The organism is Exiguobacterium sp. B2(2022), from assembly GCF_028823655.1.
Classification (GTDB): Bacteria; Bacillota; Bacilli; order Exiguobacteriales; family Exiguobacteriaceae; genus Exiguobacterium; species Exiguobacterium aestuarii_A.
Map to the genome: position 1 here is coordinate 1 of NZ_JAPEHX010000028.1, position 17110 is coordinate 17110.

Annotated in this window: 14 protein-coding genes; 10 read left to right on the plus strand and 4 right to left on the minus strand. The window is 48.8% G+C overall.

Translation table 11 applies throughout. The features are described from left to right. On the plus strand, nt 1-1102 hold a 1102-nt coding region (locus ON063_RS07235; protein WP_274664685.1), incomplete at its 5' end, for an ATP-binding cassette domain-containing protein. 17 nt (nt 1103-1119) lie between these two features. Here the strand turns inward: ON063_RS07235 and ON063_RS07240 are convergent. Continuing rightward, a complete protein-coding gene (locus ON063_RS07240) occupies nt 1120-1284 on the minus strand; it encodes a hypothetical protein (RefSeq protein ID WP_274664686.1) in 165 nt (54 codons plus the stop codon). 569 nt (nt 1285-1853) lie between these two features. After that, nucleotides 1854-2702: a Cof-type HAD-IIB family hydrolase gene (locus tag ON063_RS07245; RefSeq protein ID WP_274664687.1), complete on the minus strand. Its 849-nt coding sequence runs from the start codon at nt 2700-2702 to the stop codon at nt 1854-1856. A 132-nt stretch (nt 2703-2834) separates the two neighbouring features. Between ON063_RS07245 and ON063_RS07250 the strand changes: the two genes are divergently transcribed. From ON063_RS07250 to ON063_RS07275, 6 genes are all read left to right on the plus strand, one after another. Next, nucleotides 2835-4349 carry a BCCT family transporter gene (locus ON063_RS07250; protein WP_274664688.1) on the plus strand — a complete coding sequence of 505 codons (1515 nt, stop codon included), beginning with the start codon at nt 2835-2837 and terminating at the stop codon, nt 4347-4349. A 139-nt stretch (nt 4350-4488) separates the two neighbouring features. Beyond that, nucleotides 4489-5763 (plus strand): kynureninase, encoded by a 1275-nt coding sequence (kynU, locus tag ON063_RS07255; protein WP_274664689.1) that lies wholly within the window; start codon nt 4489-4491, stop codon nt 5761-5763. Nucleotides 5764-5775: 12 nt separating this feature from the next. After that, nucleotides 5776-6615, plus strand: a complete 840-nt coding sequence (gene kynA, locus ON063_RS07260) for a tryptophan 2,3-dioxygenase (protein ID WP_074035540.1) — start codon at nt 5776-5778, stop codon at nt 6613-6615. A 15-nt stretch (nt 6616-6630) separates the two neighbouring features. Next, on the plus strand, nt 6631-7254 hold the full coding sequence (kynB, locus tag ON063_RS07265) for an arylformamidase (RefSeq protein ID WP_143406653.1): 624 nt from the start codon (nt 6631-6633) through the stop codon (nt 7252-7254). Nucleotides 7255-7354: 100 nt separating this feature from the next. After that, nucleotides 7355-11770, plus strand: coding sequence for a hypothetical protein (locus ON063_RS07270; protein ID WP_274664690.1), 4416 nt, complete (start codon nt 7355-7357; stop codon nt 11768-11770). Nucleotides 11771-11776: 6 nt separating this feature from the next. After that, the gene (locus ON063_RS07275; RefSeq protein WP_274664691.1) at nt 11777-12070 is read left to right on the plus strand and encodes a hypothetical protein; all 294 of its coding nucleotides are present in this window, start codon (nt 11777-11779) and stop codon (nt 12068-12070) included. Between the two features lie 56 nt (nt 12071-12126). Here the strand turns inward: ON063_RS07275 and ON063_RS07280 are convergent, their stop codons facing one another. After that, complete coding sequence (locus ON063_RS07280) at nt 12127-13284, minus strand: glycosyltransferase (RefSeq protein ID WP_274664692.1); 1158 nt, start codon at nt 13282-13284, stop codon at nt 12127-12129. Nucleotides 13285-13330: 46 nt separating this feature from the next. Between ON063_RS07280 and ON063_RS07285 the strand changes: the two genes are divergently transcribed. Genes ON063_RS07285 through ON063_RS07295 form a run of 3 tightly spaced genes read left to right on the plus strand, consistent with a single transcriptional unit; the run spans nt 13331 to nt 16544 of the window. Beyond that, nucleotides 13331-14515 (plus strand): lipopolysaccharide biosynthesis protein, encoded by a 1185-nt coding sequence (locus ON063_RS07285; protein WP_274664693.1) that lies wholly within the window; start codon nt 13331-13333, stop codon nt 14513-14515. After that, nucleotides 14515-15654 (plus strand): glycosyltransferase family 4 protein, encoded by a 1140-nt coding sequence (locus ON063_RS07290; RefSeq protein WP_274664694.1) that lies wholly within the window; start codon nt 14515-14517, stop codon nt 15652-15654. Before ON063_RS07285 ends, ON063_RS07290 begins: the two co-directional genes overlap by 1 nt. Further along, nucleotides 15651-16544 carry a glycosyltransferase family 2 protein gene (locus ON063_RS07295; protein ID WP_274664695.1) on the plus strand — a complete coding sequence of 298 codons (894 nt, stop codon included), beginning with the start codon at nt 15651-15653 and terminating at the stop codon, nt 16542-16544. The genes ON063_RS07290 and ON063_RS07295 overlap by 4 nt, the downstream gene beginning before the upstream one ends. Here the strand turns inward: ON063_RS07295 and ON063_RS07300 are convergent. After that, nucleotides 16498-17100 (minus strand): response regulator, encoded by a 603-nt coding sequence (locus ON063_RS07300; RefSeq protein ID WP_214694920.1) that lies wholly within the window; start codon nt 17098-17100, stop codon nt 16498-16500. The genes ON063_RS07295 and ON063_RS07300 overlap by 47 nt on opposite strands. Nucleotides 17101-17110: the final 10 nt, after the last annotated feature.

Consider the following 17110-nt stretch of genomic DNA (forward strand, 5'->3'; position numbering starts at 1 on the left):
ACAGCTGCTCGATCAGTTCCATGCCTATACCGAGCAACAAAAGAAGATTAAAAAGATGAAAGAAACGATTCGGCAGTTACGGCAATGGGCCAACGAAGGCAATCCACCGAATGAAAAGTTCTATCGTCGCGCCAAATCGATGGAAAAGGCTCTCGAACGAATCGAGCGGATCAAGAAACCACAACTCGAAGCCGACCAACCGAACATCCACTTCACGACGAACGGACGAACGGGACGTGACGTCTTCGAAGTGAGTGACGTGACACTCGCCTATGATCGTCCTCTATTTGAAGACGTGCATTTTTACACGGGGCACGGGGAACGCGTCGCCATTGTCGGACCGAACGGGAGCGGAAAGTCTTCGTTGTTAAAGATGTTGCTCGGTCAAGTCGTGCCGCAAGCCGGAACTATAAGGCGTGCCGACCAAGCCAAAATCGGTTATTTATCGCAACACATCACGTTCGACGAATCACATCGCTTAATCGAGGCGTTTCGGGACCGAATCGCGGTCGATGAAGGAAAAGCGAGACATCTCCTTGCCCAGTTTTTATTCTATGGTCCGAGCGTATTCAAACCTGTCTCAAATTTGAGCGGTGGTGAGAAGATGCGCCTCATGCTCGCAATCCTCGTCCATGAAGAAATCAATGTCCTCGTCTTAGACGAGCCGACGAACCACCTTGATATCGAATCGAGAGAGGCACTTGAAGAAGCGCTCGAACGTTTCCCTGGAACGGTCGTTACCGTCTCCCATGACCGCTACTTCTTGAATAAATTGTTCCCCATCACGTATTGGCTCGACGGGACGATGACGCGGTTTGAAGGTAATGTCGCTTATGCCCTCGACAAACGTGGACAGGAATCGAAAGAGGAACCTAAAACAGAACACGTTAAGCCATCGAAATCGACGAAGCAGACGATATCCACTCCGTCTATGATTGATGAGGAAGCCCACCTGACCAAATTAGAATCCGAACATCAGGCACTGCTCCAACAGATGAATGAATTGGATGACCTTGATGAATTGATGGCGCTACAACGACAAGTCGATGCACTACAAAAAGAAATTGATGATGTGATGACCCGTTTACTCGAATCCTTATAAAGAGAAGCGGCACCCCATCAAGGGCGCCGCTTCTTTTGCTCAAATCGAGTCTGTATGAGATAGCCGATGACCGCGATGGCCATCAACCCAATTGGGAGTATGCGGTAAAGACCTTCCATCGTTCCCGTGGTCAAAAGAATCATTCCACTCAGGAACGTCCCAAACCAATATAGCTTTGGCATATGATCCCTCCATCAGTTGCATTCATCCAATAGGATACCACAAGAAAAGCGCCCTCACTCGGCGCTTTTCTTGATTCTCTAGTCCCCGGACTTTCATCCAACCAAGCCCCGCTCGATTGACCGTCCCATCTATGATTTGGTTCGACTAGAGATGTCCAAGCCAGCGTGACGCATCATTCGAATCGGTTCATTGTCGATTGGCTCACTAGTCGTCTTCCATCAAACGAAATGAAATCGAACAGGTGACTCGTAGACAGTTTTGATTGAATGGGCACGACAGGACTTGGCACCTATGATGTCCACTTCTGGCGCGGATCATGTGGAATTCCTTATACAAACAGTCTGTCTGGTATGCTTGCTCGGATGGCAAGCAGAGGCCGACGCATCATCGTTTGGAATACACGATTCACGTTCACATGGACTTTCCCATCCGCCTTCTGCCATCAGCTACAGGTGACGAAAGTGCCTACCCGTTCCCCGACTCATTTCAGAAAGTGAATGGTTACATGTATACAATATCCGTTTTAAGCGAGATTCAATCCTCGTTCACGATTTCTCCATAATCCGATTCATACATAATGCGTCAGCGCGTAAGCGACCCCGTCCTCTTCCACATCTTTTGTAATATGCGTGCTCAAATCTTTTAGCGGGTCCACAGCATTCCCCATCGCAATCCTCGTCTCTGCCACTTCAAACATCGACACGTCATTCAAATTGTCTCCAATGGCAACGACATCACCCATTGGAATCTGATAATGCTCTGCTAGCTGTTTTAGCGCCGCTCCTTTACTCGCATGAGGATGTCCAATCTCAATTTTCGTCCAACCCGCTGTCGTGATCAAAATGTCGTTCCGTGGTTCATAAACTTTGCGCAAGCGGTGTAGCTTTCGGCGATCGAACGAGTAGACAAATACCTTGTACACTTCATCTCGTGCAAAGTCGATGTCTTCCATCGAGTCCATGTACGTCAGACCAAATTGTTCATTTTGAATTTCAATCTCACGTTCTGCCCATTCACGACTAAATGATTGATCGTGCGGCAATACTTCATCGAGTTCCCGCTTCAGTAAATCACTTCCCGAACGGAGCACCTTCACGCCTGCATTCGTATAAAATTCAACGTACGCATCGCCCGCTTTCGCAATCTCCCATAGCTCATCTACAACTGCTTGGTCCATCGCATGATAGTAAATTCGCTCGTTCTCATAAAACCCGATCGCTCCGTTACCTGACAAAATCGGACAGACGAGGTCACTCCGCTTCAACAACTCCTCGATATCATGGATGGAGCGTCCTGAACAAATGGCGACGATATCACCATTTTCTTGTCGACGACGAATCGCCTCCTGGTTCGCCTCTGTAATCACACCCGTGCGCGATAACAACGTCCCGTCTAAATCGATCGCAATCAATTTCATAGTATTCCCTCCTCTTTAGCTCTTTTCCCGATTCAAGTATGTAAAACACGATAAAACGCACCTCCTGTTTGCAATGTGGAGATTAGGGAACCGTTTATTAGTGCTACATATTTTTTTGAAAGGGGACATCTTATGAAGGATTCTACACAAAAGCCACGTTTGAATCGCGTCTTTTATATCTCAGCAAGTTTGATTGCCTTACTCGTTCTATTTGGAGCCATCGCTCCAACCACGTTTGCTTCAATCGCAGGATCTATTTTTGACTTTACGACTCGCTCGTTTGGTTGGTTCTATTTACTGTCCGTCTTCTTGTTTGTGCTCTTTTTAATCTTTTTGGCGTTTAGTAAATACGGAAAAATCCGTCTTGGAAAAGATGATGATCGCCCTCAATATCCGTTCTTCACTTGGATCGGCATGTTATTCTCCGCCGGATTCGGTGTCGGACTCGTCTTTTGGGGTGTGGCCGAGCCGATGAGCCATTTCTTCACGCCACCGTACGCGGAAACGGAGGCACTGACGGTCGAGGGAGCACGTCTTGCGATGGCCTATTCGTTCTTCCATTGGGGTGTCAGTCAATGGTCTGTTTTTGCGATTGTCGGACTGATTATCGCCTATTTCCAGTTCCGTCATAATGCGGACGGACTCATCTCGACTAGCCTTTCACCGCTTATAAAAGAGCGACCGTACAAACAACCGTTGAACCAGACGATTGATATTTTAGCGGTCATCGCCACTGTCATGGGTGTCGCGACGTCACTTGGTTTAGGCGTTCTTCAAATCAACGGTGGCCTAAACAGTGTATTCGGCCTCCCGAACACCGCTTGGATGCAAGTCGCCATCATCGTCGTCTTGACCGCACTCTTTTTAACATCGACGACGACAGGGCTGGATCGCGGCATCAAATGGTTGAGTAACATTAATTTAGGGACCGCACTCGTGTTGATGGTGTTTGTCTTCTTTGCCGGTCCAACCATCTTCATCCTAGAGACTCTCACCCTTGGCTTAGGTGACTACTTACAAAATTTCATTCGCTATAGTCTACGCTTACAACCGTATCAGCAAGGGACGTGGGTCCGAGATTGGACCATCTTTTACTGGGCGTGGGCCATCGCCTGGTCACCGTTCGTTGGAGCGTTCGTCGCGCGTGTCTCACGAGGAAGGACCATTCGCGAGTTCATCGTCGGTGTCCTCATCGTTCCTCCGTTCATCGCACTCTTATGGATTGCCGTGTTTGGCGGCACTGCCCTCCATTTAGATTTGTTCGAAGGAACTTCCATCGCCGAAGCCGTCAATGCGGACGTGACGAGCGCGTTGTTTGTGACGTTTGCCGAGCTGCCGTTCAGCTTCATCCTGTCCGTCTTGTCGATTCTCTTGATTTTGACGTTCTTAATCACATCGGCCGATTCTGCTACCTATATCATCAGCAGTATGACGACAAACGGTAGCTTGAATCCTCCTCTCCCCGTTCGAATCGCCTGGGGTGTTCTGTTAGGAGGAATCGCCGCCGTTCTATTGATTGCGAGTGGGTTGGAAGGACTTCAAACCGCATCGTTGATTTCCGCCTTGCCGTTTACCATCATCCTTTTATTGATGGTCTTCACACTATTCAAGTTACTCCGACAAGAGAATGTACGAAAAATAAAATAAGCTACACTCCTAAACGCTCAAGATCACGCTTGAGCGTTTTTTTAGTTTGACTCGCCGACACCTCGTTGTTTGTTGACTTCCTCATGACCGATTGCTACGATTTTGACAACGTACACAGCATGAAGGGGGAAATGGGGATATGAACGATTTCACACGTGCCTACGCACAACAACTAGACAAACAAGACCCGCTCGCATCGTATCGGGAAGAATTTTATTTACCGGAAGACGGGATTTATATGGATGGGAATTCACTCGGGCTTTTATCGAAACGAGCCGAGCGCACGCTCCTTGAATCACTTGCGGACTGGAAAGAGCTCGGGATTGACGGTTGGATGTCCGGGCGTCACCCTTGGTTCAACTTGTCCGAAGAGTTGGCCGCACTGAATGCGCCGCTCATCGGTGGAAAGCCAGAAGAAGTGATGGTCACCGGCTCGACGACGGTGAACTTGCATCAACTCGTTGCTTCGTTCTTTAAAACAGAAGGAAAACGCACGAAAATTTTGGCAGATGCCCTCACATTTCCGTCTGACATTTACGCTTTGAAAAGTCAGCTCGAACTGCGCGGACTCGACCCTTCGGAGCACCTCGTTCAAGTCGACAGTCCGGATGGGCGCTTCTTAGTAGAAGACGACTTGATTGCTGCGATGACCGACGAGATTGCCCTGATCGTATTGCCGACTGTCCTCTATCGGAGCGGTCAGATTTTAGACATGCCGCGCCTGACGAAAGCGGCGCACGAGCGTGGTATTTTAATCGGATTTGATGCTTGTCATTCCGTCGGTGCCATCCTTCACGACTTCCACGACTGGGGTGTCGACTTCGCTTACTGGTGCAACTATAAACATTTGAACGGTGGTCCGGGAACGGTCGGCGGCTTATTCGTACATGAACGTCACTTCGGCACGACACCAGGACTCGCTGGATGGTTCGGTTCACGCAAAGACAAACAGTTCGATATGGACCATACGATGACACCGGCTGAACATGCCGGTGCTTTCCAAATCGGGACGCCACATGTCATGAGCCTCGCTCCGCAGCTTGGTGCCCTCGAGATGTTTAACGAGGTCGGAATGGAAGCAATTCGTCAAAAATCACTCTCGCTCACGACATATATGATGGAGTTGATTGAAGACATGCTTGCACCACACGGGTTCTTCATCGGAAGCCCGACAGACACACGTCAACGCGGTGCCCACTTGAGCCTCGAGCACCCTGAGGCGGCACGCATCTGTAAAGCATTGAAAAAACATCACATCATCCCTGACTTCCGGGCACCGAACATCATCCGTCTCGCACCGGTCGCATTGTATAACACGTTTACCGACGTGTATGACGTGATTGTGACGTTGAAGAAAATCATGGATGACAAAGAATATGAGGCGTTCGAGAACGTCCGCGAAGTGGTCGCATAAGGGGGAATTGTCATGAGTGAACGTATGGAACATAAAGTGGAAAAAACGATTCAAACCGACTTCTCTAAAGATATGTCGTACGGGGACTATCTCCAGCTCGACCCGATTTTATCGAGCCAGCATCGCCTTTCCGACCATCACGATGAGATGCTCTTTATCATCATCCATCAGACGAGCGAGTTGTGGATGAAGCTCATCTTGCATGAATTGACGGCAGCCACGACGGCCATCACGAACGGGGAGCTCGAGCGCTCATTCAAGATGCTCGCTCGCGTCTCAAAAATCCAGCAGCAACTCATCCAGTCATGGGGCGTCCTCGCGACATTGACACCGGCTGAGTATTTAGAGTTCCGAGACCAACTCGGCTCTTCATCTGGTTTTCAGTCTTATCAAAACCGACAGATTGAATTCGCGCTCGGCTTCAAAAACGCACGAACGCTCAGCGTCTATGCGCATGATGAAAAACTATATCCGCTGCTCGAAGGGTCGCTTCAAGCACCTAGCATTTATGACGTGACCGTCCGTGAGATGCATCGCCGTGGTCTTCCGATTGATGCGAGCGTGCTCGAACGAGATGTCACGCAGGACTGGGAATGGAATGAGAGTGTCGAGAAGGCATGGGTCGAGGTCTATCGCGATGTCGACACGTATTGGGATTTGTATGAGCTCGGTGAAAAACTACTCGATATCGGGAGCCAGCAACAGATGTGGCGCTTCAACCATATGAGTACCGTAGAACGCATCATCGGACAGAAGATGGGAACAGGGGGCTCGTCCGGTGTGAACTACTTGCGCCGCGTGCTCGATCATCGTTTCTTCCCAGAGCTTTGGACGGTCCGAACATCATTATAAGAGGAGCTGAACGAAATGACATGGATTGATGTATCCCAACCGCTTCATGCCGATGTGACGACATGGCCGGGAGACACGAAGTTTTCGTATGAGATCGCTTGGCCGATGGCACAGAGCGGTTCAGTGAATGTCGGGAAAGTGACGATGAGTTTACATGTCGGGACGCATATCGATGCCCCATTTCACTTTGACGACCACGGGAAGCGTGTCATCGACCTCGACCCTTCCCTCTATATCGGTCCAGCCCGTGTCATTCATATGCCACATAAGTCAAAAATTGAAGCGTCTGACTTGGACGGTCATGACTTGACCGGGGTCGAACGCCTCATTTTGAAGACGGATGGTTGGCCAGATAAGAGCGTCTTCCCAGAGACGATTCCTGAACTGACGCCGTCTCTTGCCGATCGTCTCGGAGAACTTGGGATTTTCTTGATCGGGCTCGACTTGCCGTCCGTTGATGCGATTGACAGTAAAGAGATGGGTGCTCATCATGCGTTAGCACGAAATGGTGTCCATATATTAGAAGGGCTCGTCCTAGACGATATTTTGCCGGGGGATTATGACTTGAACGCCGTCCCTCTCCCGATTGTCGAAGGTGACGGAAGCCCCGTTCGTGCACTGCTTCGCCCCATGTCGTAAAGAGATAGCCGGAATCGGCTGTCTCTTTTTTGATTAGACAGGGATAGTCCAACCTTTGGCGAAATAGATGACATACGTGATGAAAGGAGGCAGATCGGATTTGCAACGCATCTTATCCACACTACGAAACGGTCTGCATACGTACCGTTACGACCTCATCGCCTTGACGATTATGTTGTCATGTATCCTCGTCTATGCGTACCCGCTCTTTTCGTCGGGGATGGTCGTCTTTAGTGATATCGCATTCGGTCTATCGTCCGACCGTTATATCGAAGAGATTTTTGGTGCCTGGAATGAACGATGGAGCACGACAACATTGTTGAATGTGCCTCGACTCGTCTTCATCGCACCACTGTATGGATTAAGTTTATTGTTCGGTGCATCTGGTCCATTCTTAATCAAATCATTCATCTTGACGTTGCTCATCGTTTCGGCACTCAGCATGTATGCGCTCGTCAAACGACTTCACTCGATTTATATCACAAAACACTTTCAGTTGATGACACTCATGACATTCACGCTTGCCGGGCTCTTTTATGCGTTAAACCCGTGGATCATCACACGCATTCAACATATTTATCTCCTGTGCGGCTATGCGCTGTTCCCGTTCGCACTTCTACTCTTCTTTAACTTGTTCGACCCGAAATTCCGACGTCAGCTGGATCCAGACTTTTCGTTTAACAAACGACTCTCACCGAGAATTTGGATCGATGCCATCGGGTTGTCCGTTGTGTTCATGTTTATGTCTGCCGGAATCCATTACTTTTTCTTCTCAGCCATTTATATGGGCATTATGCTCGGACTGATCGTGCTCAAAACGCTTTGGAGCGAGCGGAAGACGCTATTGTTCAAATCGTATTTCTTCTACTACGTTCGCCTGATCACAGCGGTCGGGTTCGTGTTCATCTTGTTCAACGGCTACTGGTTCTTCATGTATGTCGGTTCCATCCTGTTCGGGGCCCAGGCGTCCCAACATAATATTAACGTCACCGAGACGTTGATGCTGTTCAGTCGAAACTCGTCGATTGAGAACGTGTTGTATACCATCAGTTATTGGTGGCCGATGTTTGACTTGCATACACTTCCGCTGACGTTTTGGGTGGCCGGTGGAATCTTGCTCTTCTTCATCGGAATCGGTCTTCTCGGAAGCTACAAACGACCGATTCACCTGTTCTTCGGCTTACTCGGCATCGGTTTGACCATCTTTGCGACTGGAACGTATGAATGGGTCGCGACGGCGTTCGTCGCGCTCGTCACGTACACACCGTTGATTGGTCCGATGTTTCGCGACCCGAACAAGCTCGTCGGTCTATTGATTGTCAGTTACAGCTTGCTGCTCTCTTTAGGTATCGGGATTGTTGATGCCAGACAGTCCAAGGCGATTCCTCGACCACTCTATCGCGGCATTCTCTTCATCGGCAGTTTTGTCGCGTTGATTCTTTTTATAAATCCGTATCGCACCGTGTATATGGAAGGTTTTTATAAGCCAGTCGACGTTCCTGAAGAATACGCGACCGTACAACAAGAAATCGATGGGAAGTGGCTTCAGTTCCCCGTTGCCGATGAGATGACCCAGCCGATCACCGGGGTGGCGACACCGAGATGGAACGAAAATCCCGCACTCGGCGAGACGGTCAAACCGACCGGGGACTTCCACGTGTACAGTTCGCTTGAAAATACGGTGTTCCATCATGAAGGGTCGACGCCTGCGATTCGTTATCTGTTTTCACTCTTACAATACTTGCTCGATACAGGACGTTCAGACGAGGCGAGTAACTTGATTAAAGTGTTCGGTGTCGACCAGTTCGCATATCGGGATGAATATTTAGGGATGGAAGAGCGACAGCAGTTCAACTTAGAGGTACTCGCCTCGCAACGTGATTTACTGCGGACGAAGCAAGTCGGTCTATTCACTTTATTCGATGTCGTCGCACCGCTCACCGATCGAACCGTCCCACAGCTTATCGTAACGCCTTACGGAATCGACCGTTCCATCACATATGGAACGATTCCTGAATATGAGCAAGGAAAACAATCGATTTTATTCACGACACAGCGACATAGTGACGACTTTGATTGGATTCGCAAGGGTGATGCGATTGAGATGATTGAACAAAAAGACATGCTGCTCAGTCAGGTGCCCGATGACTATTATTGGAAGCCGTTTGAGGCAATCGATTCCGCCAACCCGTTCCTCACATGGGGCAAGACCCTTTTCGCAAACAGTGACTGGCGTTGGTATCAACAAACACAAGGTGTGAAAGATCCTGCGTTCGATCTTGATTTCGGAGACGGCGTTGGACTTTCCTTCGCTTCTGCCCGAATCGATGCCCCCCCTTACGAGCTCGATGACTTGTCGACGAAACAAGTCGCTTCATTCAATTCGATGCTCGAAGATGAGACATTCTTTAAAGCCGATAACCCGGATATCGTCGAGCTGTCACCTAACCCGTTGTCTTCGACGAACGACTTGCCACTGCTTCAAGCGGAAGTCGCCAAAGGAGATCCAAACTACATTTGGCAAGTCGCGAAGTCCGGTCTCTTACCAGCACTACCGAATAACGCGTATCGGTTCGATATTGTCGCATCGGGTCGAGGGGTCGACCGCTTGCACGTGAAAGTACGCTTCTTCGATGCATCTGGGGAAGAAATCGACCAGACTTATGTCGTCGCTCCGAGAGATTCCGGGAATTTAGACGGAATTCACCTTCGCGGAGAATATGTGACGCCACGGGCTGCCGAGACGATGCGCATCGACTTATTGAGTTATCAAAGACCAGAACGAAAGACGTATTGGTGGATTCACGATGTTCAAATCGAGAGCTTCGAGTCACATATGGTGCCGAACACGTTCTCCATTACAAAAGAGACACCTCCGGGCCGCTACATCGGGTTCGCGCGTGTCTTGATGAATCAGAGTGGCGGACAGCTTGACGTCACGATCAATGATGACGAGCAAATCGTTGAAACGATCCGACAAACGGGGGCAAGGCTTGAGTGGGTACCGCTCGGTCTACACGAAATCGAGACGAATGAGACGACCATCACCGTCGAGAATACGGTCGGTTTCAATGCCATTCAAAACATCGTCTTCTTACCTGAGGAAGAATGGAAGACGTTACAGCAGTCACTCCAAAACGTATTAGAACCCACGAACACCTTCATGGTTCTCGAAGGTGAACAAGATTTCGATTATAGCGGGACAATCCAGTCCGAGCGCAACTACCCGTCTCTCAGTTTCGGGAAAGGCGTCTCACTCACATCCGGTACGTTGTCTCGTACAATCGATGTGGCAGAGCCTGGTGATTACCGTTTCCACATCAACCTGACACCTCCTGTTTCGACAGATGGGACGATTCGCTTACGCCTCCTGCAGGACGAAGAAGTTGTCCAAGAAGAGACGATTGGCGTCACGGCGATGCAGCAACTGCCTGATGTAAAAACGAATATCGGCACACAGACGGTCACGTATGATTCCTTGCGCCGTGACTTCCCATACCAACTTCAATCACTCGAAGATGTGCATACGACCTTGAAACGGTGGACACCGAATACATTCGAGATGGAGCCAGGATCATACACGCTCGAGTTGACCGTAGACAGTAACGTGCCGTCACGAATCGAGTTGGAGGATTTACGGAAGTTCGACCCGAACGAGATTGTCGTGACCGAACCACTCGCGACACCTGAAGCCGCCGCGACGTGTGCGACCTGTGTATCCATTACAGACGATATGTTCGAGTCCACGGTGGAAGATGACATGTTTATCGCATCCTACGAACCGACCTGTTCTTGTGACTGGTATATCTTCGCATCAGAACAAATCGAAGCACTTCCCGACCGAGAATATTTGGTCGCTTTTGACGCACGGAGCGAACAAATTCGAAATCGACATGTGAAGATGTACTATCTTGACAAGGAACGTCGCGTGATTGGGACCGACTTCATCAGTGAAGTGGAAGAGTATCGGAAATCGACATGGAACCACTACGAGCAGATTTTGATTCCACCGAAGGGAACCGACTCGATGCAGCTTCATATTTGGGCACGTGGAAATGTTGAAAATGCAGGACGACTGGAGATGAAGAACTTGAACGTCGTCCGCTACGATCACCTTCTCCTGACCGACCAAGTGACCGTCGAGGAAGTGACCGAACGTCCGCTACTCGCTACAACAGACGCCGAATCACTCGATGTGACGCGAAGTGTCATGAAGCGGACGGTCTCTCACGAAGATTCACTCGGCCGCTTCACGTTAAACGACTCCCCGTCCCCATTGTTCGAGCTTTCGACCGATGATGGGGCACAGCGCGGTGAAGTCGCATTGAATGGCGTGACACAACTGTACATGTCCTCTGAAAGTGACGTACAGGTGAATGCCGTCTTACGTCTCGTCTACTTCGCGGGCATGACCCTTTTGTTACTCGCCACACCTGTCTCGTTCTTCTTCTATTGGAATGCGCGGCAGGAAGAGCCGCTCTTTCGCCGTACACGACAACGATTTAAGAAAGGGTGACGGCTCATGCTTCGGACTTTACTGCTCACGACTTTTTTGAGCTGCATGATGATTCTTAGCGCTTGTACGATGGGTGACGAAGACAGGGTGATTGAAGACCGACAAGGCAACACCCTATGGATTGCGCCATCTCATCAAGACCCTGAGGAACAGTATGTGCTACGGGAGGTGACACTTACTTCGTCGACGATTGTCGACGGGAAACCCAACCACCTCGATACACTGAACGTCGGAGATGTTATCACGATTGAATATACAGAGACGGACTCTTCGATTGCTGAATCAATCGCCCACGAATAAGCCCAAACAAAAGCCCACGTCCAATACACGACGTGGGCTTTATGCGTGATGTGCGTTTATCGTCTTGCCCGACTGACAGCTCGCTGTCGTCGTAAAAGAAGGACCATCGTCTTGAGAAACGCAATCGAGTCTTTCACGAGGTCGACGTGAGACCCTTCCCGCTCGATACAAGTCACCGGCTGTTGATAGACGCGGAGACGTTCTTTTTTGGCGGCGTACATCATCTCTAAATCGATGGCGAATCCGCTCGTCGCGCTCAAATACGGAAGTAACCGTGGAATCGCCCGACGATTGATGATTTTAAGACCCGTCTGAGAATCTGACACACCTTCTGGTAGAAACGGTTTTGTGATGGTTCGTTTTGCGAAACTGACAAACTTTCGGACAAAGCTTCGGTCTTCAATCGTCAAATCTTTCGTCCCGATGACGATATCGTAATAATCATTTTCCGCAATACTCAGCAATTGAGCGATGTCATCGACTTTGAACGAATTGTCCGCATCAACGAACACATAATATTCGCTCGAGATATGCGTCATCCCTTCGATAAAGAGACCCGCTTTTTTCGTATTCTGCTTCAACTCATACATCTTTAAATAATCAATTTTGAACAACGTGTCCGTCGCGTTCATGACGATGTCCCGATACTCCTGTAACAAGTGTTTCGACTGATCGGAGGAGGCATCGTCTACAAAATAGATGGACCCGTGTAAGTAGTTTCGTTCAATCATTTTGGTAAGGGATGTCAAAAAAGCATGAATGTGTGAAAACCGTTTCTCTTCGTTGAAAATTGGTAATATAAAGGCTACAGTCCCTTTTTTCACAGCATATTCTGGATGAATGATATTTTGAATTTCAGCTAACAGTTCATCTGCGTATTCTTCTCTATAATAAAATATTCTAAATATCCCATTCCCTAACAATTGTTTGAAGGGGAAGTTTCCTTTATGTCGAATAACGTCATCAACCCACAGAATCGACGACTGAGGATGATACGTACGTAGCGCTTCCGCCACTTTCAATCCCGTTTCATAGTCGATATAGTCAATCACATACACTTTGATTTGCTCTTTCATGGCACGAATGTCTGGTGGAATTTTCGTTTCAGATGATGTACCTGATTCAGAAATGATCAGTTCGTAGTGCGGAATAGACGAAGCATACGGAATATTTCGTTGTTGATCTGTAAAAATCACTACTTTACCTTTATCCATCACATTGTCCTCCTTTTAAGATTGACGAATTGAAAGAGGTGATTGTATGAAAGCTGTCATGAGCCGTTATTCGATTTTACTTATCTTCCCTGTTCTTGATGCATTACTAAATATCATCAATTACTCGTATCATTTCTTTTTAGCCCGCGGTTTGACGAGTCAAGATTATGGTCTCTTAAACGCTTATCTCGCCCTTCTCGGACTGTTACTTATTATCGGGAGTGCCGTCCAATGGATTGTCACCCGAAACCTAGGACAACAAATTGCGACCGATTACCGGTATATCGAACGAATTATCTTACTCGTCGCGATGGGTTTATCCAGTGTACTCTTTATACTTATCCCATATATTCTTCCTTTATCTAGGATTAACCTCTTTTTACTTGCAGTTACAGTATTTTTCCATATCCTCGTGTCATTCCGGCGTGGGGTCTTGCAGGCAAATGAACGATTTTATGCCCTCACCCTTTCTTATTACGTTGAAGCGATTGTGAAAGTGGGGGTCACGTGGATTTTTCTCGAACAGCTTGATATTACGCTCGCTTTGATTGGGATTTTGATCGGCATGATTCTCACATATGGACTCAGCATCTGGCAAACTCACTTCCCGGAGACGGCTGGTGACAAACAGTTCCATGGTTTGTTCCAACTCATCCATGTGCAGATTGTCATGACACTCTTCTTCTCGGTCGACAGCTTACTCGTCACCTTATTCTTTCCATCGTTAGTCGGAGATTATTCCGTCAGCCTACGCTTTAGTCAGCTCGTCTTGTTCGTCTGTCTGTCGATTTTCCAAGTCCTTTTGCCACGTCTGAGCCGGGCGGCCGAGACGGATTCATTCCTATCGTTTGAGCGCACCGTATTCAGATTATTATTGGCTGCTCTCGGAATCATCACCATCGTCTATTATTTGGTCATTCCGTCGGTTGTACCGATTTTCTTCGGTCAAGGATATGACGAGGCAGGTTATTTCGTACGCTATATGATTTTCACCTATATCGGCATCATCATCGTGCAATATGAGGCGATGTTGCAATTCATCTTACGAAACAATCGGTACTTGCGTTGGTATTGGGCGCTACTCTTCGTCTTTCTCGTTGCCTTATTCCTATTCCGGCAATCGATGGAGATGTGGCTATTCGCTCAAGCGTTCGTCTTACTCGGAGGGTCTCTACTTCTTCGTTTCCGCTTTCATTCTGAGCGACGCCAACAATTAAAGGAGGAATCGTGATGAAACCCACTTTACTGTGTCTCTCTTGGCGAGACATCAAACATCCGAAAGCAGGAGGAGCCGAAGTATTCACGCATGAGATGTTGGCTTACGTGGCCCCTCGTTACAACATTATCCATCTGTCCCCTCATATCGAAGGACGGGATGATGAGGAATGGATTGATGGCGTTCATTATATTCGCTCCGGTACAGATATGACGAGCATCGTAGAGGCACGGCGCTATTACAAAGCAAACGAGGATGATATCGACCTCGTCCTTGATCAGATGAACACACACCATTACTTCACGCCGTTCTATGTGCCTTCACACAAACGTGTTCTCTTCATCCATCAATTGACGCGTGAAATTTGGCGAATCAACCTACCACCTCCCGTTTCATGGGTCGGGGCATGGACGGAAACGAGTCGTCTGCGTCTCTATCGGCAAAACGATGTCTTGACCGTCAGTCAGTCGACGGCAGATGACCTCGTCGCCGTCGGAATTCCTGAGTCTCATATCACGATTTTGCCGGAAGGACTCAACTTCACACCTTGGCCAGAAGAAGAATGGTTTGAGAAAGAAGAACATCCCACGTTCTTATACGTCGGGCGCATGTCCGCCTATAAAGGAATCAACGATGCCGTCAAAGCGTTCGTATCCATCAAGCGCGATTTCCCGACCGCACAACTGTGGATCATCGGGAAGAAGAACGAGGCATACATCGCCGAACAACTTGATCCGATCACGCCTGAGGATGTACGGTCAGATATTCATTACTTCGGATTCGTCAGTGAAGAAGAGAAACTCGAACGCATGAGTCGGGCGACAGCCCTCCTCTTTCCGTCCCGTCGTGAAGGATGGGGCTTGACCGTCAGCGAAGCCGCTGCTGTCGGGACGCCGACCATCGTGTACGATGCGCCGGGACTTCGGGACGCGGTTCAGTACGGAAAACTCGGATACATGACGATGGCACAGACCGCAGAGGCACTCGCGCTCGAGATGAGACGCTGTTTGAACGATCAAGATCATTATGAGGTCGTGCGACGTGATGCCCATGCATTTTCAAAAACACTGCAATGGAGTCGCACCGGCGCGGCATTTGAACAATGGTTGAATCAAAAGTTAGGAATCTTGATTCAGGAAGGGAGAACATCATGATTGGAATCGCGATGTCTACGTATTGCAACGAGGAAATCATTCGGGAAACGATTCAGTCCATCCAACAGCAAACGGCCGAGTTTGTCTGTGTGATCGCGGATGACGGCTCGACCGATCGAACCGTCGAGGTCATGCGAGAGTTGACTGTAGACGATGACCGCTTCATCATCCTCTCGCTCCCACATGGAGAGCGTGGAATCGCCCGTAAAGAGGCAATCGGTCGACTTCGTGAACTCCACGTCGATGTCTTGTATGTCATCGACTCGGACATGGTGTTGACCGAGGGACTGTTGACGAGTTGCCTGCTTTACCTTAAGCATCACGAAGAGGTCGGGGCGCTCGTCATCCCAGAAGAGGCCTATAGCACGTACACCAACTTTTTCTCCAAAGTAAAGGTGTTTGAACGGAATCTATTCCAAATCCCAAAAGAACGGATTGATGACCGCTCCATCGAGGCGGCACGGTTTTGGCGGATGGAAGCATACGAGTCATCAGGAGGGATCAACCCTGCTCAAATCAGTTTTGAAGAGACGCAACCGACCATTCGTTACATCCAACAAGGCGGGATCATCCGTCGCGCCACCTTCACTGCGGTGAAACATAACGAGAAGGAAGTGACGCTCCAAAATCTGCTCGAGAAGAAGCGCTATTACTTCCAAGTGATGCCGCAAACGCTCGAGACAGAGGAAGGCGGCTTCCGAAAGGCACTCGCTCGCTGGTATTTCTTCAGACCGGTGCTCTATCATCCGTCCAACCTCAAAAAATATAGACGACACCCTGTATTAACATTAGGGGTCGCCTACATGTACCTTCGATTAACGATGATCGGAGTATCGCAACTCTTTACCCACAAGTTCGGGAAGAACGATCCCGTGACTGATACAAAATAAATTCTCCGTATTGCGTCGGGATGACGAACCGTTTCAGCTCGCTCGTCTCCCCCGATTCGAACGGGACGACAAGATTTTCCGAGCTGACCAAGTCTCCGCTCTCATAAAACAGACAGTATGCCTGTCCAAGATCGTCTAGAAACTCCGTCAACATGTCTGCGACTCGATACTTATTCGTCTTCATGTTGACGGCTTCTTGACCGACATCCTTGATGACGCGAATCACATACTCATCGATTTTCATCGGTTTTGTCATGATGCGCTTAACGTTTCCATAATTAACGGCCGCGATCAACGTATGGGTATGCGTGTAATCCGTCAATACGATTTGATGAATGAGCGGGAACTTTTTCTTCACATACGATAACAGTTCGACCCCGTCCGTATGGGGGAGTCTTAATTCGGTGATGACGACGTCGATGTCGCTCGATTCTAAAATCTCAATCGCTTCCGTCGCTTCTGTCGCTTCAAAAATGAGTTCTCCTTCTTTCATCAACAGACGAGCCAACGTCTTTCGCGTATGCTCGTGCGGTTCGACGAGTAAGTAATTTGCCATGTTGTGTACC

Coding starts and splice junctions, on each gene's coding strand:
- ON063_RS07250 (WP_274664688.1), top strand. CDS start 2,835: ATGAAGGATTCTACACAAAAGCCACGTTTGAATCGCGTCTTTTATATC.
- kynA (WP_074035540.1), top strand. CDS start 5,776: ATGAGTGAACGTATGGAACATAAAGTGGAAAAAACGATTCAAACCGAC.
- ON063_RS07285 (WP_274664693.1), top strand. CDS start 13,331: ATGAAAGCTGTCATGAGCCGTTATTCGATTTTACTTATCTTCCCTGTT.
- ON063_RS07300 (WP_214694920.1), bottom strand. CDS start 17,100: ATGGCAAATTACTTACTCGTCGAACCGCACGAGCATACGCGAAAGACG.
- ON063_RS07290 (WP_274664694.1), top strand. CDS start 14,515: ATGAAACCCACTTTACTGTGTCTCTCTTGGCGAGACATCAAACATCCG.
- kynB (WP_143406653.1), top strand. CDS start 6,631: ATGACATGGATTGATGTATCCCAACCGCTTCATGCCGATGTGACGACA.
- ON063_RS07280 (WP_274664692.1), bottom strand. CDS start 13,284: ATGGATAAAGGTAAAGTAGTGATTTTTACAGATCAACAACGAAATATT.
- ON063_RS07240 (WP_274664686.1), bottom strand. CDS start 1,284: ATGCCAAAGCTATATTGGTTTGGGACGTTCCTGAGTGGAATGATTCTT.
- ON063_RS07295 (WP_274664695.1), top strand. CDS start 15,651: ATGATTGGAATCGCGATGTCTACGTATTGCAACGAGGAAATCATTCGG.
- kynU (WP_274664689.1), top strand. CDS start 4,489: ATGAACGATTTCACACGTGCCTACGCACAACAACTAGACAAACAAGAC.
- ON063_RS07275 (WP_274664691.1), top strand. CDS start 11,777: ATGCTTCGGACTTTACTGCTCACGACTTTTTTGAGCTGCATGATGATT.
- ON063_RS07245 (WP_274664687.1), bottom strand. CDS start 2,702: ATGAAATTGATTGCGATCGATTTAGACGGGACGTTGTTATCGCGCACG.